This window comes from Actinoplanes sp. GCM10030250, assembly GCF_042666575.1.
Lineage (GTDB): Bacteria > Actinomycetota > Actinomycetes > Mycobacteriales > Micromonosporaceae > Actinoplanes.
Genome location: NZ_JBHTDO010000050.1, coordinates 1 through 19599, shown reverse-complemented (window position 1 = coordinate 19599; position 19599 = coordinate 1). Strand labels below are relative to the sequence as shown.

General features: G+C 71.0%; 22 protein-coding genes. 13 read left to right on the top strand and 9 right to left on the bottom strand.

The features are described from left to right. Positions 1–108 precede the first annotated feature (108 nt). Together ACFQV6_RS39940 and ACFQV6_RS39935 are read left to right on the top strand one after the other, a co-directional pair. A complete protein-coding gene (locus tag ACFQV6_RS39940; protein ID WP_378032927.1) occupies positions 109–1713 on the top strand; it encodes a PQQ-binding-like beta-propeller repeat protein in 1605 nt (534 codons plus the stop codon). Between the two features lie 21 nt (positions 1714–1734). Then, on the top strand, positions 1735–1926 hold the full coding sequence (locus ACFQV6_RS39935; protein ID WP_378032926.1) for a hypothetical protein: 192 nt from the start codon (positions 1735–1737) through the stop codon (positions 1924–1926). Positions 1927–1972: 46 nt separating this feature from the next. On the opposite strand, the gene ACFQV6_RS39930 is transcribed toward ACFQV6_RS39935, so the two are convergent. The 5 genes from ACFQV6_RS39930 to efeU form a co-directional block, all read right to left on the bottom strand. Continuing rightward, positions 1973–2713: an anti-sigma factor gene (locus ACFQV6_RS39930; protein ID WP_378032925.1), complete on the bottom strand. Its 741-nt coding sequence runs from the start codon at positions 2711–2713 to the stop codon at positions 1973–1975. Then, positions 2667–3245, bottom strand: a complete 579-nt coding sequence (locus tag ACFQV6_RS39925; RefSeq protein WP_378032924.1) for an RNA polymerase sigma factor — start codon at positions 3243–3245, stop codon at positions 2667–2669. The genes ACFQV6_RS39930 and ACFQV6_RS39925 overlap by 47 nt, the downstream gene beginning before the upstream one ends. A gap of 68 nt (positions 3246–3313) precedes the next feature. Continuing rightward, on the bottom strand, positions 3314–4540 hold the full coding sequence (gene efeB / locus ACFQV6_RS39920; RefSeq protein ID WP_378032923.1) for an iron uptake transporter deferrochelatase/peroxidase subunit: 1227 nt from the start codon (positions 4538–4540) through the stop codon (positions 3314–3316). Beyond that, positions 4537–5661 carry an iron uptake system protein EfeO gene (gene efeO / locus ACFQV6_RS39915; protein WP_378032922.1) on the bottom strand — a complete coding sequence of 375 codons (1125 nt, stop codon included), beginning with the start codon at positions 5659–5661 and terminating at the stop codon, positions 4537–4539. Before efeO ends, efeB begins: the two co-directional genes overlap by 4 nt. A gap of 8 nt (positions 5662–5669) precedes the next feature. Then, entirely contained in the window at positions 5670–6506 is an 837-nt protein-coding gene (gene efeU, locus ACFQV6_RS39910; protein WP_378032921.1) for an iron uptake transporter permease EfeU, read from the bottom strand. Positions 6507–6675: 169 nt separating this feature from the next. Between efeU and ACFQV6_RS39905 the strand changes: the two genes are divergently transcribed. Then, positions 6676–7593, top strand: coding sequence for a M48 family metalloprotease (locus ACFQV6_RS39905; RefSeq protein WP_378032920.1), 918 nt, complete (start codon positions 6676–6678; stop codon positions 7591–7593). Between the two features lie 3 nt (positions 7594–7596). On the opposite strand, the gene ACFQV6_RS39900 is transcribed toward ACFQV6_RS39905, so the two are convergent. Together ACFQV6_RS39900 and ACFQV6_RS39895 are read right to left on the bottom strand one after the other, a co-directional pair. Continuing rightward, the gene (locus ACFQV6_RS39900) at positions 7597–7965 is read right to left on the bottom strand and encodes a BlaI/MecI/CopY family transcriptional regulator (protein ID WP_378032919.1); all 369 of its coding nucleotides are present in this window, start codon (positions 7963–7965) and stop codon (positions 7597–7599) included. Positions 7966–7986: 21 nt separating this feature from the next. Continuing rightward, entirely contained in the window at positions 7987–8883 is an 897-nt protein-coding gene (locus ACFQV6_RS39895; RefSeq protein WP_378032918.1) for a TetR/AcrR family transcriptional regulator C-terminal domain-containing protein, read from the bottom strand. Positions 8884–8983: 100 nt separating this feature from the next. On the opposite strand from ACFQV6_RS39895, the gene ACFQV6_RS39890 reads away from it, so the two are divergent. From ACFQV6_RS39890 to ACFQV6_RS39850, 9 genes are all read left to right on the top strand, one after another. After that, entirely contained in the window at positions 8984–9736 is a 753-nt protein-coding gene (locus ACFQV6_RS39890) for an ABC transporter ATP-binding protein (protein WP_378032917.1), read from the top strand. Next, positions 9733–11052: an FtsX-like permease family protein gene (locus tag ACFQV6_RS39885; RefSeq protein WP_378032916.1), complete on the top strand. Its 1320-nt coding sequence runs from the start codon at positions 9733–9735 to the stop codon at positions 11050–11052. The genes ACFQV6_RS39890 and ACFQV6_RS39885 overlap by 4 nt, the downstream gene beginning before the upstream one ends. A 118-nt stretch (positions 11053–11170) precedes the next feature. Continuing rightward, positions 11171–11464: a hypothetical protein gene (locus tag ACFQV6_RS39880; RefSeq protein WP_378032915.1), complete on the top strand. Its 294-nt coding sequence runs from the start codon at positions 11171–11173 to the stop codon at positions 11462–11464. Positions 11465–11489: 25 nt separating this feature from the next. Continuing rightward, positions 11490–12269: an NYN domain-containing protein gene (locus tag ACFQV6_RS39875; protein WP_378032914.1), complete on the top strand. Its 780-nt coding sequence runs from the start codon at positions 11490–11492 to the stop codon at positions 12267–12269. A 120-nt stretch (positions 12270–12389) separates the two neighbouring features. Further along, positions 12390–13379, top strand: coding sequence for an efflux RND transporter periplasmic adaptor subunit (locus tag ACFQV6_RS39870; protein ID WP_378032913.1), 990 nt, complete (start codon positions 12390–12392; stop codon positions 13377–13379). Then, entirely contained in the window at positions 13376–14068 is a 693-nt protein-coding gene (locus ACFQV6_RS39865) for an ABC transporter ATP-binding protein (RefSeq protein ID WP_378032912.1), read from the top strand. The genes ACFQV6_RS39870 and ACFQV6_RS39865 overlap by 4 nt, the downstream gene beginning before the upstream one ends. Beyond that, on the top strand, positions 14065–15351 hold the full coding sequence (locus ACFQV6_RS39860; RefSeq protein ID WP_378032911.1) for an ABC transporter permease: 1287 nt from the start codon (positions 14065–14067) through the stop codon (positions 15349–15351). Before ACFQV6_RS39865 ends, ACFQV6_RS39860 begins: the two co-directional genes overlap by 4 nt. A gap of 6 nt (positions 15352–15357) precedes the next feature. After that, entirely contained in the window at positions 15358–15882 is a 525-nt protein-coding gene (locus ACFQV6_RS39855; RefSeq protein ID WP_378032910.1) for a GNAT family N-acetyltransferase, read from the top strand. A 75-nt stretch (positions 15883–15957) separates the two neighbouring features. Next, on the top strand, positions 15958–17181 hold the full coding sequence (locus tag ACFQV6_RS39850; RefSeq protein ID WP_378032909.1) for a putative acyl-CoA thioester hydrolase: 1224 nt from the start codon (positions 15958–15960) through the stop codon (positions 17179–17181). 86 nt (positions 17182–17267) lie between these two features. Here ACFQV6_RS39850 and ACFQV6_RS39845 read toward each other — a convergent pair whose 3' ends face one another. Then, on the bottom strand, positions 17268–18692 hold the full coding sequence (locus ACFQV6_RS39845; protein ID WP_378032908.1) for a YdiU family protein: 1425 nt from the start codon (positions 18690–18692) through the stop codon (positions 17268–17270). 41 nt (positions 18693–18733) lie between these two features. Next, entirely contained in the window at positions 18734–19039 is a 306-nt protein-coding gene (locus ACFQV6_RS39840; protein WP_378032907.1) for a DUF3040 domain-containing protein, read from the bottom strand. Between the two features lie 272 nt (positions 19040–19311). Between ACFQV6_RS39840 and ACFQV6_RS39835 the strand changes: the two genes are divergently transcribed. Next, the coding region (locus ACFQV6_RS39835; protein ID WP_378032906.1) for a cbb3-type cytochrome c oxidase subunit I at positions 19312–19599 on the top strand (288 nt) is incomplete at its 3' end.

Sequence of the window (19599 nt, the reverse complement as noted above, 5' to 3'; positions counted from 1 at the left end):
CCCCACCCGAGGGTGGACGCGCACACAATTCCACCGTGTGTGCCTGCTGTCGCGCCGCGGAGATCAGCGGCAGATATAGATCGCGGCGGTGGTCTACAGTGTCTCGCAGTGGCCGCTGACTCACGGGGAGTGATCAAGATGCGCCGGGCTCTGTTCCGTCTGTTCGTCCTGATCGGCGCGGTTCTCCCGCTGATGGCCGTCTCGGTGACACCCACCCTCGCCGGGAGCCGCGACGGCGACTGGCCGACCTGGCAGGGCGACACGAAAGGCTCCCGTCACAACGCCGCCGAGCGCCGGATCACCCCCGCCAACGTCGGCAAACTCAAGCTGAAGTGGGCCTTCGCCTATCCGAAGACCGGCGCCCCGGCGAAGAGCCAGCCCGCCGTGGTCGACGGCGGCATCTACTTCGGCGGGCCGGACGGCAAGTTCTACGCGCTCGACGCCCGGACCGGCGCCACCCGCTGGACGTTCGAGCTGACCTCGGTCGACCCGGCCGCCGGCGGCGCGATCGTGCTGGACGGGCCGGCCGTCGCGCGCGGCAAGGTCTATTTCGGCGACAGCCGGGGGTACGTGTACGCGCTCGACCAGCGGACCGGCCGCCTGCGGTGGGCCAAGGACACCGAGACGCACCCGGCGGGCATCCACACGAGTTCCCCGCTGTACTACCGCGGCAAGATCTATATCGGTGCCTCGAGCGGGGAGAACACCGGTGACGCCGCCACACCGTGCTGCACCTTCCGCGGGCACATCGACGCGCTCGACGCCGACACCGGTGCGCTCACGTGGCGCTACTGGACCGTGCCGGAGCCGGTCCAGGTCGGCACCTGGCCGAGCGGCGCGGCCCGCTTCGAGCCGTCCGGCGCGGGCGTGTGGAGTTCCCCGGTCATCGACCCGGCCACCGGCACGCTCTATGTCGGCACCGGCCAGAACTACACGGGCAGCGCCGGCGACTTCGACTCGCTGCTGGCCCTGGACGCGCGCAACGGTTCGGTGCGCTGGAAGCAGCAGGTCACCCGGGCGGACACGTGGCGCAGCCTGTGCAACGAGCCGGACGCCGAGGGATTCTGCCCCGGCCTGCGCGACGGGTCAGCACTCGACTACGACATCGGCGCCACACCCAACATCTTCCGAGCCGGCGGGCGGACCCTGGTGGGCGTCGGGCAGAAGAGCGGGGTCTACCACGCGTTCGACGCGCGCACCGGGACGGTCGCCTGGCGGCGGCAGCTGGGTGTGCCGCTGCCCAGCGGCGGCATCTCCGGCCTGCAGTGGGGGAGCAGCTACGACGGGCACCGGCTCTACGCGGCGTCGTACTTCGCCGATCCGGGCACGGTGTTCGCGCTGGAGCCGGCCACCGGGCAGGTGCTGTGGCAGACGCCGAACCCGGCCGACGGCTGCACGACGGGTGGCGCCGCCGCTCACCCCGACCTGTGCGCGCTCGCACACACCCCGGCGGTGACGTCCAGCCCCGGCGTGGTCTGGGAGGGCAGCACCGACGGCAAGATGCGGGCCTACTCGGCTCGCACCGGCAAGGTGCTGTGGCAGTTCGACACGGTGCGCGAGTTCGCCGGGGTGAACGGCCTCACCGGCTACGGCGCCTCGATCTCCGGCAGCGGCGGCGCGGTCGTGGCGAACGGAATGGTCTACGTCCAGGCCGGTTACTACCCGTTCTATCCCAGCGACCACGGCAACGTGCTGCTCGCCTTCGGCCTCTGACCCGACCAGGCAACGGCGTGGTTGACGACGGCGGGCGGCGGTGCGGCGGGCGGCGGCGGTGCGGCGTGTGAAGGCCGGCGGCGGCGCGGCGGCGCGGCGGCGGTGCGGCGCGTGAAGGCCGGCGGCGGCGCGGCGGCGGTGCGGCGCGTGAAGGCCGGCGGCGGCGCGATGCGGCCCGCGACGACGGGCGGCGGTGCGGCTCGGGAGGGCTGATGGCTAACTCCGGGGTGGTGACGCTTGGCCACCACCCCGGGGTGCGCTAGTTGGTCAGCATTCCGCGCAGCAGGCTGCGACCCGAGTGGGTCGCGTCCCCGTCGTGCGGTTCGTCGCTGACGTCGACCAGGCGGTACCGGTTGAGGTCGGTGCCGGGTGGTACCGGCAGCACCACGTCCCGCTCGTCGGACAGGTTGCCGAGGGCCACCATCTTCGTCAGGTCGTCCGGATCGATCAGCCAGACCTCGTGGAAGCCGGTGGTCAGCGGCAGATTGCGCACGTCGATCCGCATCTCCCCGTCGGTGAGCACCCGGACACTGCCGGCCGCGTCCGCCGGGACCGTCGGTAGCGGGGCGAGCGTTGCCCTCGCCGTCACTTCCGCGGGTGCCGTGCGCCCGGAGAACCGGTAGACCGCCACCGTCCCCGCCACTGCCAGGACCGCTGCCGCCGCCGCGGCGATCACCGGCATCAGGCGGCGGGTCCACTTCCGGCCCGTGCCACGCCGGGCGTTCAGGTCGATCACCGGAGCCGCGGCTGACGTCGCGGCCGGTGTGGCAGCCGGTGTGGAGGCCGCGATTCCCGCCTCGATCCCGCGCCAGAGATGCTCCGGCGGCGGGGGCAGGTCGCGCAGGTCCTGTGCCTCGGCGCCGAGCTCGGCGACGTCGCGCAGGGTGTCCAGGTCGTACCGGCAGCCGGCGCAGGTCGCCAGGTGATCGGATTCGCCCAGCTCCTGTGGTTCCTCAGAGAGCGCGAGTAGGACCAGCCGATCGGGATCCAAATGCTGCACCGTCCACCTCCCAACGACGTCGCAGGTTCGCCATTCCACGCCGGATATGGCTTTTGACCGTACCGATGGGTAATCCGGTGACGGCCGCTATCTGTGTATGCGAGAGGTCGTCGAAGAACGCCAGCTCCAGGGTGCGCCGCTGCTCGTCGGAGAGCCGGTTCAGCTCGTCGGCGACGACGAGCCGGTCGACGATCCGTTCCGGCGTCTCCCGTTCGTCCGGCGGTGCCACCTGCGCCCGTACGATGTCTTCCACCCGGTTCTCGCGTGCCGCCGATCGCATGCGGTCGACGGCTTTGCGCCGGGCGATGCCCAGCAGCCAGCCCAGCATCGTGCCGCGCTGCGGATCGTAGGAGTCACGCCCGGTCCAGGCCGCCACGAACGTCACCTGGGTGACGTCCTCGGCGTCCGCCCTGTTGCCCAGCAGCCGCTGGGCCAGGTACAGCACGGCCGCGCCGTGCCTGTCGTATGCCGCACGCAGAGCTTTCTCGTCGCCGTCACGCAACCGCTCTGCGAGCTCGTCGTCGGAGCTCATCGACCTCCCTTCCACGTACAGGATTCGCTCGGGGAGGATCCCGCGGATGCACTGTAAGGGAAGAAGATTCAGGCGAAGAGCTTGCTTCCCCAGAAGTCGTCCCCGCCCGCGACACCGGGCGGGCAGGCGAAGATCCCGCTGGAGACGTGCCGGATGTACTCGTTCATCTCGTCACGCCCGGACAGGCTCCGCTGCACCGGGATGAACCCGGTACGCGGATCCCGCTGATAGGCGAGGAAGAACAACCCGGCGTTGAGGCGCCCGAGTCCGTCCGAACCGTCGACGAAGTTGTACCCGCGGCGCAGCATCCGCGCCCCGTTGTTGGTGGCCGGGTGGGCGAGCCGCACGTGTGCCGTCTCCGCGAGCAGCGGTTCCCCGTCCGCGCCGACCGACGTGAAGTCGACCTCGTCGAATTCGTTCGCCATGCCGAGCGGCGCACCGCTGCCCTTGGTACGCCCGACGATCGCCTCCTGCTCCACCAGCGACGACCGGTCCCACGTCTCGATCAGCATCCGGATCTTGCGGCTGACCAGGTACGAGCCTCCGGTCATCCACTCCGGCCCGTCACCGGGCTGCACCCACAGGTGTTCCCGGAGCAGATCGGTCTCCTCCGCCTTGAGGTTGCGGGTGCCGTCCTTGAACCCGAACAGGTTCCGCGGTGTCGCCTGCCCGGTGCTCGTCGACGACGTACGCCCGAACCCGAGCTGCGACCACCGCACGCTGACCACGCCCATCCCGATGCGGGCCAGGTTACGGATCGCGTGGACCGCCACCTGCGGGTCGTTGGCGCACGCCTGGATCGCGATGTCCCCGCCCGACAGCGCCGGGTCGAGGGTGTCGCCGGTGAACTTCGGCAGTGTCTCCAGCGCGGCCGGCCGCTGCTTGGCCAGCCCGAACCGGTCGAACAGGGCGGGACCGAACCCGACCGTCACGGTCAGCTGGGACGGCGGCAGGCCGAGGGCCTCGCCGGTGTCGTCCGGCGGTGCCTCGGGGATGCCGCCGACGGCACCGATCTCACCGGCGTCGCGCCCCTGCGTCATCCGCGCCGCGGCGGCGGTCCACTCCTTGAGCAGCCGGATCAGCCGGTCGCGGTCCTTCGTGATCACGTCGAAGGCCACGAAGTGCAGCCGGTCCTGTGCCGGCGTGACGATGCCGGCCTGGTGCTCGCCGGTGAACGCCACCGCACCGGTGACGGCGTTCGCCGCCGGCTCCGCGCCGTCGTCGCACCCGGCGAGGGCGAGCCCGGCGGCGCCCGCCCCGGCAAGGGTGAGCGCGCGCCGGCGGGAGAGCGTCATGCCTTCTTGGCGACCACGGCGGCCACCTGGCTGATCGGCTCGGCGAGCGCGTTGATCGCGTCGGAGAGCTTCTTGAGGTCCGCCTGGGTCAGGGCGGTGTGCAGCTTCCAGCCGTCACCGGCGCGGTGCTCGGCCAGCGCCGCGTCGACGTTGGCGAACTCGGTGTCGAGGGTCTTGACCAGCTCGGGGTCCCGCTCGTCGAGGACCGGCCGCAGCGAGGCGATGGCCGCCTTGGAGCCTTCGATGTTGGCGTTGAAGTCCCACAGGTCGGTGTGCGAGTAGCGGTCCTCCTCGCCGGTGATCTTGCCGGAGGCCACCTCGTCGAGCAGGGCCTTCGCGCCGTTGGCCAGCTGCAGCGGGGACAGCTTCTCGGCGTTGGCCTTCTGCACGATCTCCTTGACGTCGGTCATCAGCTGGTCGGCGATCGGGCCGGAGTTCGACACGTCGCCGCCCTCCCAGAGGTCCTTCTCGATGCGGTGGAAGCCGCCGAACGTCAGGCCCTCCTCGGTGACCTCCTCGCGGCCGTCGATCCGCGGGTCCAGGTCGCCGAAGATCTCGGCGACCGGCTCGATCCGCTCCCAGTAGGTGCGGGCGACCGGGAACAGCGCCTTCGCCTTCGCGACGTCGCCGGCCTTCACAGCGGTGACGAACTCGCCGGTCTTCTCCTCCAGGGCCGCGGTCTGCGACTTCACGTACCGGGAGTAGCTGTCGGTCGCGGCGAGCAGCGCGGCGTCGTCGGTCAGCGGCGCCGCCGAGCCGGAGACGGTCAGCGCCCCGCGGATGCCCTTGCCGATCATGCCGGGCTTGCAGGCCGTCTCGTAGGTGCCCGCGGGCAGTTCGACGTGCAGGTTCCGGGACAGGCCGGGTGCGATGTTCTCGACCTCGGCCATCACCCGGTCGCCGGGTGCGTACACGTAGAACTCGGTGACCTTCTGCCCGCCGTTCGTGATGGCGAAGACGCTGGTGCCGGCGTCGACGGAGGTCCTGGCGACCTCACAGCCGGTGTCGGTGGCCTTGACCGCGATCGGGCCGCCCGCCGCGGCGCTCTCCGGCTCGTCGGCGCCGCATCCGGCGAGGAGGGCGACCGTCGCGAGGACGAGCAGCCGGGGGAAGATGCGCACGATTTCTCCTAGGACTGGGGCGCGGGAAGGGGAGCAGGCTTGCGCCCGGCGGGACGCAAGAAGATCAGGAGCACGGGTACGGCGTAAGCAGCCCACGCGACCACCTCGAGCACACTCGCGGTCGGTGTGACGTTGAACATGCCGGTCAGCAGGGCGGTGTACCAGGCGGACGGGTCGAGGACCCCGCTCACGTCGTACGCCAGGGTGTTGAGTCCCGGCAGCACACCCGATTCCTGCAGGTCGTGGACGCCGTACTTGAGGATCCCGGCGGCGACCAGGATGAGCAGCGCCCCGGTGACCGTGAAGAAGACGGTGAGGTTGATCCGGACCGCGCTGGCGTACATCAGGAAGCCGATCGCGACAGCGGTGAGGATGCCGCCGACAAGGGCGAGCAGCGGGCCGCCGTCGACACCGGCGCCCTGCACCGCCGAGTAGAAGATCAGCGACGTCTCGAGCCCTTCCCGGACCACCGCGAGGAACGCCATCACGGCCACCGCGATCGACCCGACGGCGAGCGCGTCGGCGAGCTTGCCGCGCAGGTCACCGGCGATCGACCGGGCCGCCCGGCGCATCCAGAAGATCATCCAGGTGACGAAGACGACGGCCAGGATCGAGGTGATCGCCTCGAAGAGCTCACGCTGCTCGTACTCGCGCAGCAGGGTGGTGGAGGTGTAGCTGAGCAGCCAGCCGAACAGCACGGAGAGCGCGACCGCGGTGGCGACGCCGGCCCAGACCTGCGGCAGCCGGTCCTTGCGGTCGGCCTTGACCAGGAACGCGATCAGGATGCTGACCACCAGGGTGGCCTCCAGCCCTTCGCGAAGGCCGATGAGGTAGGTGGCGAGCAAGGGACCTCGATTCGGTACGGCCGACATGACGGCTGGCGTTCGGTAAGGCTTGCCTTATCTGTCTGCTACAGACTGTAGATTAGGTTTGCCTCGCCTCACTGTCCAGGGTCACCCTCCCCACGTGCGACACTGCGTTTTCCCCCGGGGTCCCCGCGGGAAAGGAGGCGCCGTGTTCGATCACTTCGTCTGGGAGGTCGTGATCTGCCCGGTCGTGGTCGCGTTCGCGATCAGCTACCTGGCCGACCGGCTCCGCCCCGAGCGCGCCGCGATCTTCCTCGCCGTCTCCCTCGCCGCCGCCGCTGCCGCGAGCCTGGTGACCATCACCGCGTTCGCCCTCAAGGCGATCGCTGAACTGCCGGCCGCCGGCCCGCTGCTGAACATCTCCGACGAGTACGTGCGTGCCGACACCGCCCAGGAGCCGTGGGTCTCCTGGCTCTCCCTGGCGATGACGATCGCCGCGGTGGCCGGGCTCGCCCGCGTCTGGCACACCCACCGCCGCGACACCCGCTTCGCCCGCCGCTGGACCGCGCGGCCCGCCGGGAGCGACCGGGTCCTGCTCGTCGACGACGACCGGGCCGAGGCCTTCGCGGTGCCCGGCCCGGACGGCCGGATCGTGGTCACCACCGGCATGCGCGCCGCCCTCGACGACACCCAGTACGCCGCCCTGCTCGCCCACGAACGGGCCCACCTCGAAGCGCGGCACCACCGGCTGGTCCTGCTCGCGCACCTGTCCGCCGCCGTCCACCCGGCGTTCCGGCCGCTCACCCGCCAATTCGGCTACCTCGTCGAGCGCGCCGCCGACGAGCGCGCCGCGGCCCAGCTGGGTGACCGGCGGGTGGTGGCCCGGGCCATCGCCGCGGCCGCCCTGGTGTCGGAGGGCGCCGCCGGCCTGCGGGTCGCGCCGTCCCGCGAGGACCTGCGCCAGGCCGGTGCCGTCCCGCGCCGGGTGGCCTCACTGCTGGCGCCGCGCCGCACCCGCTCGCTGCTGACCCTGGCGATCCCGGCAGCCGTCGCGGCGTTCTCCCTGGTCTGGACCGCCGAGTGCGTCTGGGACCTGGGCGAACTGCTCTACATCGCCCACAACTGACGGCTACTCGTCGCTCAGCAGGCGCCGCAGCAGCTCCTCGTCGCCCGGCTCCAGCCCGGCCACGAAGCGGCGCAGCACGGTCGCCCGGTCGGTCCCGGTGCCGAGGGCGGCGCTCATCCGCTCGGCGGCCACCGACGCCTCGTCGGTCAGCGGCGCGTACCGGTACGCGCGCCCCTCCCGGTAGCGGGTCACCCGTCCCTTGCCGTGCATGCGGGTCAGGATCGTCACCACGGTGCTGTACGACAGCGGCAGCGCCAGCCGGTCGAGCACGTCACGCGGATTGAGCGGCGCGGACGCGGCGACGAGCACCCGGAGCACCTCCGACTCGAGCGCGCCCGCAGGCCGTCGCTGCGAGATCTCGTCGGGCGGCACCCGGGCAGCATAGCCGCCGGGTCATCCCCGCGTCATGATCAGTTCCAGGCCGTCCAGCAGGCGCTGGAGGCCGAACTCGAAGAGGTTCTCCAGGTCGAAGTCCTGATCGCCGTCGGTCAGGAAACGCTCCAGCATGGGCAGTTCGCCGGTGGCCAGCACCGTCGCGAACCGGTCCCGCTGGGATCGCAGCCACTGCTGGTCGGTCATCCCGGTCTCCTGCTCGGCCTGTGCCTCCTCCTCCAGGCCGACGGCAGTGCCGCGGACGTGGTTGGCGAGCATCACGGCGGCCCGGAACTGGACGCCCGGGGTGAGGCCGTGCCCGTCGATCGCCCGCATCGCCCACTCGGTGTGCGCCATGGCGCGCGGTGCCAGCAGCGGCCGGGTGAACGAGACGGCCTGGGCGAGCCAGGGATGCCGCCGGTACATCGCCCACTGCAGGCGGGCGTGCGCCTGGAGGCAGGTGCGCCAGCCGTCCCGCGCGGGGGAGAGGTGCCGGGGTGGCGCGGCGGCGGCCATCACCTCGTCCATCATCAGCAGGACGAGCTCGTCCTTGTCCGCGACGTGCCGGTACAGCGACATCGTCGGCATGCCCAGCTCGGCGGCGAGCCGGCGCATCGACAGGCCGGCCAGCCCTTCGGCGTCGGCGACGGAGATCGCGGCCCGCACCACGCGGTCGCGGTCGGGTGGTGCGAGCCCGGCCCGGGCGAGGGGGGTGACGACGGTGCCGGAGCCGGGCCGGGTCTGCACCAGGCCCTGCTCGCGCAGCGTCGTGATGACCTTCGTGGCGGTGGCCATCGCCACGCCGTACTGCGCGACGAGCTGCCGGGTCGACGGGATCCGGGCGCCCGGGGCCAGCTCGCCCGAGGCGATCCGGGCGGCGATCTCCGCGACGATCCGGCGGGACACGGGTACGTCCATGGCACTCCTCACCGCACTAGTGCACCAACCATAGTGCACTGGGAAAATAGGGGGGACAGCACTACCGACCACTACGGTAGTGCGCTCGTACGGTGTACCCATGACTCAGAGAAACGACGCGGTCCGGGTGGAAGAACTGCGCAAGACGTACGACGGAACCGTCACGGCGCTCGACGGTGTCACGGCGGCCTTCGCCAACGGGACCTTCACCGCGGTGATGGGCCCGTCCGGCTCCGGCAAGAGCACCCTGCTCCAGTGCGCGGCGGGGCTCGACCGGCCCACCGCGGGCCGGGTCTTCCTCGGCGGCACCGAGCTGACCGCCACCACGGACACCGCGATCACGAAGTTCCGCCGGCAGCGGGTGGGCTTCGTCTTCCAGGACTACAACCTGCTGCCCGCGCTGACCGTGGAGCAGAACGTCGTGCTGCCGCTGCGCCTGGCCGGCAAGCGCACCGACCGGCGCCGCTGCCGGGCGATCCTCGGGCAGCTCGGCCTCGGCGACCGGCTGAACGACCTGCCCGAGAAGCTCTCCGGCGGCCAGCGGCAGCGTGTCGCGGTGGCCCGGGCGCTGGTGCTCGAACCGGCGGTCATCTTCGCCGACGAGCCGACCGGTGCCCTCGACCTGCGCAGCGCCCGCGAGGTGCTCACGCTGCTGCGGGCGGTGGTGCACGAGCACGGCCGTACGGTTGTCATGGTCACCCACGACCCGGTTGCCGCCGCGTACGCCGACTCGGTGCTCTTCCTGGCCGACGGCCGCCTGGCCGGCGCACTCCGCGCGCCCACCGCCGACGCCGTGGCCGAGCGCCTGGCCCACCTCGGCGACCAGGTCCGCCCGGCCGGAGCGGTCGCATGATCGCCGTCGCGCTGCGCAACCTGCGGCACCGCCCCGGCGGCTTCGTCGCCACGTTCCTCTCCTCGTTCCTGGGCGCGGCCCTGCTGATGGGGTTCGCGTCGCTGATCGACACCGCCGCGGGCGCGGACGCCGCCGGCCGCGAGTCCCTGACCACCACGGCTAGCGTCGGCGGCGGCTGGTGCCTGGTCATCGTGGCGTTCGCGGTCACCTCCACGCTCAGCCTGGCCGTGCGACGGCGCGCCGATCAGGTCGCCCTGCTGCGCCGGATCGGCGCCACCGGCCCGCAGCTGCGCCGGATGATCGTCGGGGAGGCGGCCGCCGTCGCGCTGCTCGCGTCGGCCCTGGCGGTGCCCGCGGGCCTGCTCCTCGGGCGGGTGCTGCTCGGCCTGCTGCAAGACACCGGGCAGGTCGCCGAGTCGGTGGCCAGCACGTTCGGGCCGGTCGCGGTGGCCACCGGGTTCGGCGTCACGCTGGCCGGGAGCGTCGTCGCCGGATTCGCGGCCGCCCGGCGTACCTCCGCCCCGCCCGGCGCCACACCGCCCCGGCCTCTGCTGCGGCGTCTCGGCGCGGGTGTGTTCCTGCTGGCCGGCGCCAGCTGCGCGGCGCTCACCGCGACGGTGATGGACGGTAAGGGCATCGACGCCATGCAGACCGCCGGGCAGGCCGGGATCTGGGCCGCGATCGGGCTGGCCCTGCTGGCTCCGGAACTGCTGCGGCTGGTCACCGCGGTCCTCGGCGGGCCCCTGCGGTTGCTCGGCCGGGTGGCCGGCGAGCTGGCGGTCCTCGGTGTCCACTCGCGGACACGGCAGCTCGCCGGTGCGGTCATGCCGGTGCTGATGTTCACCGGGATCGCCACCGGGACGGTCTACATGCAGGCGGTCGAGGACCGCGCGTCGGCGGGGCAGGTACGGCCGGACTACGCCCAGGACGTGCAGACGCTGAACTACGTGGTGGTCGGCATGGTCACCCTGTTCGTCGCGGTGATGCTGGTCAACACGCTGATCGCGGCGACCTCGGCCCGGCGGCGGGAGTTCGCCCAGCAGCGGCTGGCCGGCGCCACCCGCGGGCAGCTGATCGCCATGGTCGGCCTGGAGGGAGTGCTGGTGACGGTGGCTGGCGTGATCGGCGGGTCGGTGGCCTCGCTCTTCACGATCCTGCCGTTCGGCTCGGCCCGGGCCGGACGTCTCTGGCCGGAGGAGACACTTTCCGCGTACACGATGGTGGTCTTGATCGCGGTGGCCCTGACCGCCGCGGCGATGATCGGGACCGCCCGCCGGACCACCCGCGGCCCCGCCGTCGCAGCGATCCGAGCCTGAGGCGATCCGAGCCTGACGCGATCCGAGCCCGAGACGATCCGACGGCGATCCGGGCGTGAGAATGTGGCCCGCGCCGGGCTCCGGGTGTATCCGGGGCCGGCGCGGGAACGCACGTGTCATGGCAAAGGCACGGGCCGCGTCGGTCGCGGCATCCAGCGAGTTCGTGGGCGATGACGGCATCCGCCAGCCGGCCGGCGAGGTCCACGCGTGGACACCCGGCCTCAACCAGACGCTGTGCGGGCTGGCCCTGAGCCGGACGCGGCTCAGGCGGTTCCCGCACGTGAGGTTCGACTTCCGGGCCACGGACGTGCTCACCGCCGCGGATCAGGTCGGCTACATCTGCCCCCGCTGCGTGGCGGCGACCAGCCGGCGCGGAGAACGTTCCTGGGTGCGCACCGCACCGCGGCCATGACCGCGGCCTGATCGATAATGGCCCGATGGCGAACGACAACTCCCCGAAGCTGGCCGTGCTGATCGACGCGGACAACGCCCAGGCGGCCATCGTGGACGGCCTGCTCGCGGAGGTCGCCAAATACGGCACCGCGCACGTGAAGCGGGCCTACGGCGACTGGACCGGGACCAGCCTGCGAGGGTGGAAGGACCAGCTGCTCGCCCAGTCGATCCAGCCCATCCAGCAGTTCTCCTACACGGTCGGCAAGAACGCCACCGACTCGGCCATGATCATCGACGCGATGGATCTGCTCTACACGGAGCGGTTCGACGGGTTCTGCATCGTCTCCAGCGACAGCGACTTCACCCGGCTCGCCTCGCGGATCCGCGAGTCGGGGCTGACCGTCTACGGCTTCGGCGAGCGCAAGACGCCGAAGCCGTTCGTCGCGGCCTGCGACAAATTCATCTACACGGAGAACCTCCGGGAGCCGGTGGAGATCGCCCCGCTGAGCCCCGCCGCCGTGGAGAGCCCGGCGCTGCTGCTCAACGCCGCCCAGCTGCGCGGGGACAGCAGCCTGATGAACCTGATCCGGGCGGCGGTCGAGGCGGCCTCGGGCGACGACGGCTGGGCGCCGCTCGCCGCGGTCGGGCACATCGTCACCAAGCAGCGCTCCGACTTCGACCCGCGCAGTTACGGCTATCCGAAGCTCGGCGGCCTGGTCACCGCGATCGGCCTGTTCGACATCGACCGGCGCGACTCCGGCGACGGGAAACCGGCGATCATCTGGATCCGGGACAAACGCCGCCGCAAGCCGATCGCGGAGTGACACGAAGCCGGGATACCCGGACGTTGCGCCGAACCTGTACCGTCTCCTGCGCCGCTCGGCGATCGGAGATCATCTCTGGCCTCGCCGCGGCTTTCGTGACCGGGCGGGGGAGAGGTAACCGTGGATCAACGCAGGCTGGCCCGAGTGGGGGCGGTGGTTTCGGCGGTGGCCCTCGCGGCCGGATGCTCGTCCGGCGAAGAGACCGCACAGACGCCGGGCCTGGAGGAACGGGGCACGGTGCTGACCACCGTGCAGCCCACCCGGCAGGACATGAACAACAAGATCAGCCTGAGCGGCAAGGTGGTCATCAACCCCGTCTTCGGCATCGTCGCGCCGATCGACGGTGAGGTGCGCTACCGCAGCTTCAAGCCGTCGACGACGCCCGACGACGACCCGATCTGGGTGGCGACGATCTGGGAGGACGGCCACCCGAACGAGGTGAGCATCCCGGCGAACTCCACCATGGCGGGCCGCCTGATGGAGGACCGCACCAAGGTGACGGCGGGGATGCCGATCGTGTCCGCGCGGCACGCCGGATACGGGATCGTCGCGGACATCGACAGCGCCCAGGCGTACCGGATCTCCGGTGCCGTCAAGTCGGTGCAGGCGCAGATCAAGAACGGTCCGGGGCCGTTCAAGTGCAAGGCGCGCGGCACCATCGCCGCGCTGCCGGCCGGTACCGTCCCCGAACCGCCCGAGCCGACACCGACGACAGGCGCCTCCGGCGCCCCCGACCCCGTTCCCGACGACCTCAAGGGTGGCGCGCCGGAGAGCGGGCCGGAGGGCTCCGAGGCGACCGGGCTCCAGCTGGTCTGCACCGCGCCGAAGAACGTCAAGCTGATCAACGGTGCCGCGGTCACGCTGGACCTGGTGACCGACAGCGCGAAGAACGCCCTGGTCCTGCCGGTCGAGGCGGTCGCCGGCACCCAGGGCAAGGGCAAGGTCGACCTGGTCGGCGAGGACAAGACCCGCAAGACGGTCGACGTCGAGCTGGGCCTCACCGACGGCAAGGTCGTCCAGATCAAGAAGGGCCTCAAGGGCGACGAGACGATCGCCGTGCCGGGACCGAACCTGCCCGCCGCGGAGCCCGAGCCCGGGGTGACCGGATGACCGACGCCCTGATCGAGCTGAACGGGATCACCAAGGTCCTGAAGGGCCAGGAACAGCCCCGCACGATCCTCGACGGCGTCGACCTCACCGTGCTCCGCGGTGAGAGCGTGGCGATCGTCGGGCGGTCCGGCTCCGGCAAGAGCACCCTGCTCAGCATCCTCGGCCTGTTCGACCGCCCCGACCAGGGCACCTATCACCTCGTCGGCCAGGACATCAGCCGGCTGCCCGAGCGCCGGGCGGCCCGGCTGCGCAGCTCGCACTTCGGGTTCGTGTTCCAGCGGTTCTTCCTGCTCAAGCACCTGACCTCGGCGCAGAACGTGTCGATGGCCCTCGTCAACGGCCAGGGCTGGCTGCCGCGGCGGCAGCGCCGCAACCGGGTCATGGAGGCGCTCGACCAGGTCGGCATCGCGCATCTCGCGAAGAACCGGCCGGCCAAGATGTCCGGCGGCGAGCAGCAGCGGGTGGCGATCGCCCGCGCGCTCGTACGGGATCCGCAGGTCCTCCTCGCCGACGAGCCGACCGGCGCCCTGGACACCGAGACCGGCACCGCCGTGATCGACGCCCTGATGTCGGCGACCACCCGCGGGTGCGGTCTGGTGCTCGTCACCCACGACCGGGACCACGCCGCCCGGATGGGCCGCACGATGAGCCTGGTCGACGGCGTGCTCACGGAACGGGTTCCGGTATGAGAAGGCTTTCCGGCGGCTACCGTTCCGCCCTGATCATCGGCGTCCAGGGCATCCGGGCCCGCAAGCTGCGCACCCTGCTCTCGATGATCAGCCTGTTCCTCGGTGTGCTCGCCGTCGTCGTGGTGCAGGCCGGTGCCAGCATCGCCGAGCGCGCGCTGCTCGCCGACCTGGAGATGACCCAGGGCTACGACGGCACGAAGGTCGTCGAGGTGATGACGAGTGACAAGCTGGGCTCGATCGTCACCGACACGGTGAAGGGACGCTCCGACGCGATCGCCATGCTGAGCACCCAGGCGATCATCGGCGAGCCGGACGTCCGGCCGGTCAACGAGGGCGGCGCCCCGATCGGCGAGGACTGGGGTGGCGGCATGGTCTGCTACGGCCCCGGCCCCGACGACTGCGAGCCGACCAGCACCGGGCCCAAGGGCGCCGCGATCGAGGTGCAGCTGACCGCCCTCACCGGTGAGGTGCGCACCTTCCGGCCGCTGCGCCCGTCGTCCGGGGAGTGGCTCGACTTCTCCTCGGTGCCCTCGCTCGCCCCGAAGATCGTCATCAACGAGGAGGCGGCGAAGGGGTTCCAGCAGTACCAGGTGCCGGCCGAGATGCGGATCCGCGGTGCGAGCGCCAACCTCACCCCGCAGATCGTCGGCGTGGTCGACGACGGCGGTTACCAGCCGCGCGCCTATGTCCGGCTGGACGAGCTGACCAACTGGCTCTCGGCGACGGCGATGGCCGACCCGAACGGCGGCACGCAGATGCAGGTGCTGCTCAGCGCGGACAGCCCGATCGAGCCGGTGCTGATGAGCAAGCTCAAGGCGGCGGGTGTCGAGAGCTATCCGCAGACGGTCGAGTCGTACAAGCAGCTGGAGAAGCAGCTCACGCTGATGCGCCTGATCTTCCTGTCGATGGCCGGCCTGGTCCTGCTCATCGGCGTCGCCGGCATCCTCAACGTCGGCCTGGCCACGGTCGGTGAACGGGTCGAGGAGTTCGCGCTGCGGCGTGCGGTCGGCACGCCACGCCTGCTCCTGGCCGGCATCGTGCTCGCCGAGACGTTGCTGACCGGCCTGCTCACAGCGGGTGCCGCGATCGGCGTGGGTGTCGCCGGGCTGAAAGTCGTGTCGATGGTCGTCGGCCAGTCCGAGCCGATGCTGCGGGACGTGCAGTTCCCGTGGGAGGCCGGCGTGGCGGGCATCATCGCCGGCATCGTCGCGGGGGTGCTGGGCGGCTTCATCCCGGCGTTGCGCGCGGCGGGCATTCCGATCGCGACGGTCATGCGGGCTTAGCGCCCGGTGATCGTCTCGCTGCGGCCGTTCACCGCGGAGCTGTTGCCGGTCGTCCAGCCCTGGTTCCACCATCCCGAGGTGAACCGGTGGCTGGGCGGTCCGGACTGGCCGGCGATGGCGTTGCGGGAGCAGGACGAGGGGCCCTTCCGGGGCCGGCGGGTGCTGCGCACCCACACCTGGGTCGCGGTCGAGGCCGGCGGCGAGGTGGTGGCCTATGCGGGCGGTGAGGTGTACGACCGATGGAGCCGTTACCACGAGCGGCCGGAGGGGCCGGTCGTCACCGATGTCGAACCGGGGCCCGCGATGGGCCTCGCCTACGTGGTGGCGCCGCATCGGTGGCGGCAGGGGTACGGGACGGCGACGCTCCGGGCGATCGTGAACGCGCCGGAGATGGCGGATGTGGTGGTCTTCGCCGCCGGGATCGAGCCGGAGAACGTGGCGAGTGTGCGGTGCGCGGAGGCGGCGGGCTTTCTGCGGGACGACCCGGAACCTGATTTCGAAGGCATCGTCCACTACGTCCTGCGGCGTTGACATAACCACGGTCATCGATAGTAGGCTTCTTCCTGGCCATGGGGAAAGCGCTTTCCTGGGCCTGGGGAGGAATCGATGCGGGCCATACGTGTGCTGGTAATGGCGGTTGCTGTGACGCTGGCCTGGCCGCCGGTCGCCGCCACGGCCGGCCCCGGCTCGACCGCGCCGGGGACTGTCACCCGGCCGATCCTTTCCGCCGAGGAGGCCGAGCCGTACGTCGCCGCCAACTATCTGGGCTTCTCCGGCAGATATGACGCGCCGGTGGCGGACCCCTGGAACCCGCAACCCATCCGCACGCACGTCCGGCCCGACTTCGTCGTCGGCGGGCGCGGCTTCGCCGGCGTTCAGGAGGCGGTCGACGCCGCCTATCGGAAGGGCGGCACTGCCCGCCGTACGATCGCTGTTCTTCCCGGCACCTACACCGGCACCGTGTTCATCCCGGCCGGCACACCGCCCCTGACCATTCACGGACTCGGCCGCGTCGACATCGAGTTCTCCCTGGACGCGACGATCACCCCCGCCCAATGGGCCGCGCAGGTCAACGCCGGCGGCCGCTACGCCGAGGGCGACCCCGCCTGGCGGATGTTCCAGTCCTGCGCCACCCGCACCGCCGCCACCGCCGGACTGTGCGCCACGGTGGTCTGGTCGCAGAGCACCGACCTCCAGCTCAAGAACCTGACGATCACCAACACGCTGCTGGACACCGTCGACCGCGGAACACACCAGGCGCTCGCCCTGCGCACCGACGCCGACCGCACCCAGCTCGAGGACCTGCGGTTGATCAGCAGGCAGGACACGTTCCTCGCGAACGCCGACGACGTCGACCGGATCGCCCGTGTCTCGGTCCGCGACACCTACATCGAGGGGGACACCGACTTCGTGTTCGGGCGGGCGTCGGCGGTCTTCACCGGGTGCACCTTCAACCTGGTTTCGACGCGGAAACCCAGCGGGGGCGTCGTCTTCGCTCCGAACACGGCGCCGCTCCACCCGTACGGATTCCTGGTCCGCAGATCGCGCATCATCGCGGACGAGGCCTACCGCGCAGCGCCGACCGGCCGTCTGGGCCGGGCCTGGGACCAGGGCGCGGGCAGCACCGGCTACCTGCCGGGGGTGACCGCTAACGGTCAGCTTGTCATTCGGGACAGCCTGATCGGCGCGGGTTACGACACGGTGAGCCCGTGGGCGCCGGCCGCGACGACGGCCCGGCCGTTCTCCGCGAGCGTCGATCCGGGCCGTGACCTTGACGATGTGAATCACAACCGGCTGTGGGAGTTCCACAATCACGGCCCGGCGGCGTAGCTCCTGCTATCTCGCTTGCGTTTCCTACGTTTCCTACGTTCCTGCGTTTCCTGCGGTTCCTGCGTTCCTTGTGTTCCTTGTGTTCTTTATGTTCCGCAGAAGGTCTGGAATCCGTCGCGGAACTCCTTGGGGGCGGGTTCGGCGTAGCGCTCCAGGCCGGCGCGTTCGGTGAAGGGGTCGGTCACCGCTCCGAGCAGGCGATGTACCGGGTCGAGGTCACCTGACGTCGCTGCGGCCAGGGCTTCTTCGACCAGGTGATTGCGGGGGATGTAGACCGGATTGACCCGATCCATCGCGTCGGGGTCGGGGCTGTGCGCCAGCCAGCGTGACATCCAGGCCGCGGGCGCGGGCGAGGCCGCGTTGCCACGGGCGGAAGAAGCGAGGGTACGGAAGAACGACGTGTGGTCGACCCGCTCCTCCTGCATGAAGGCGACCAGGTCGTCGAGCAGTTCCCCCTCTTGCTCGCCGTCCTTGTCGAGTCCGATTTTGTTCAGCATTCCGGTGGTCCACGCCTGCTGGTATCGGGGCTTGAACCGCTCGAGGACCTCGGTGGCGAGAGCGACCGCCTTGTCCTCGTCGTCGCTGAAGAGCGGCAGCAGAGCCTCGCCGAGCCGCGCCAGGTTCCAGGTGGCGACGACCGGCTGATTCCGGTACGCATACCGCCCGGAGTGATCGATCGAACTGAAGACGGTCGCCGGGTCGAACGCGTCGAGGAAGGCGCACGGCCCGTAGTCGATGGTTTCGCCCGAGATCGTCATGTTGTCGGTGTTCATCACGCCGTGGATGAATCCCGCCAGCATCCACTTGGCGATCAGCGACGCCTGCGCGGTGACCACGGAGTCGAAGAAGGCGAGAGGGCCGGCGGCTTCCGGGTAGTGGCGCGCCATGGCGTGGTCGGCCAGCCGCCGCAGCAGGCCGAGGTCGCCGGTGGCCCTTGCATACTGGAATGTTCCGACCCGCAGGTGGCTGGCGGCGACCCGGACCAGCACGGCACCGGGCAGTGGCGTCTCTCGGTGGACGGTGCCGCCGGTGGCCAGCACGGCCAGGGAGCGGGTGGTCGGGATGCCGAGGGCGTGCATGGCGTGGCTGATCACGTACTCGCGCAGCATCGGCCCGACCGCGGCCAAGCCGTCACCGCCGCGCGCGAACGGCGTGCGGCCGGAGCCCTTGAGGTGCACGTCCCGGCCGTCGATCTCGCCGAGCAGCAGCGCGCGGCCGTCGCCCAGGCGCGGAGAATAACCGCCGAACTGGTGCCCGGCGTAGGCCTGGGCCACCGAGTGCGGGCTCGCCAGCAGCTGCTCAACGCCGCCCGATTGCCGCGGCTGCTCGGTGCCGCCGGATTGCCGCGGCTGCTCGGTGTCGCCGGATTGCCGCAGCTCGGACGGGTCGAAGCCGAGTTCGGCGGCGAGTTTGTCGTCGAGCACCAGCAGCGCCGGGCTGGGGAACTTCTCGGCCTGCCAGGGCACGGCCAGTTCCGGGAGTTCCCGGGCGAATCGATCGTCGAAGTTCACTTGTCGAGCGTACGCGCGGCTCTTGATCGCGACCGGATCGCTCACTCCTGGCCATCGCCGTCCTGGTTCTTTTCTCCGGTGCGGCCGTCCTGGCCGCGGATGTTGCGGCAGGCCAGGATCACGACGACCGCCACCGCGGCCAGGTCGATGAGGATCAGGGCCGCCTTCGGGCCGAGGAAAAGCGCCACGAACGGCAGTGCGAGGAACACCGTCGCGCACAGCACCGCGATGGCCGGGAACGAGCCGCGGACCGTGGTGGCGTTCATCCGCCGCGCGAACGCCGGGTCGTCGGCCCGCAGCCGCTGCTCGATGTCGGCGAGCGCACGGCGATCCTTCTCGTCAAGCATGGTCATCTCCCGCGGCATTCACGGTGTGCGAGGGCGTCGGGTGTGCTATCCGAGTTCCTCGGCTGTGCCATTCCGGCTTTCCGGCTGTGCCAATCCGGTTTCCCGGCTGTGCCATTCCGGTTTCCCGGCCGGCTGGACCGACACTGGCGAACCGCGTCACCTGGGTGATGCGGAAATGCGGCTGATGAGCGGATCTGGCACGGATCGCCGCCGCCGAAGCATATAACGGAGGGTGAGCAACAGTTCTCCGTATGTGAAGCCGAGGAGCTTGCATGACCACCGTCGCCCCGAGGCCGGTCCAGGTTCGGCCGCACCCTGTACGCCGGCAGGTCAAGGGTTCGGCTCTGGCCAGGATCCTGCGCACCACCGACGCGAAGCAGATCGGGATCATGTACATGGTCACGTCGATCGTCTTCTACGTGGCAGGCGGCTTCATGGCCCTGCTGATGCGTGCGGAGCTGGCGCGGCCGGGCATGCAGATGTTGTCGCCGGAGCAGTTCAACCAGCTGTTCACCATGCACGGCACGATCATGCTGTTGTTCTTCGCGACGCCGATCGTG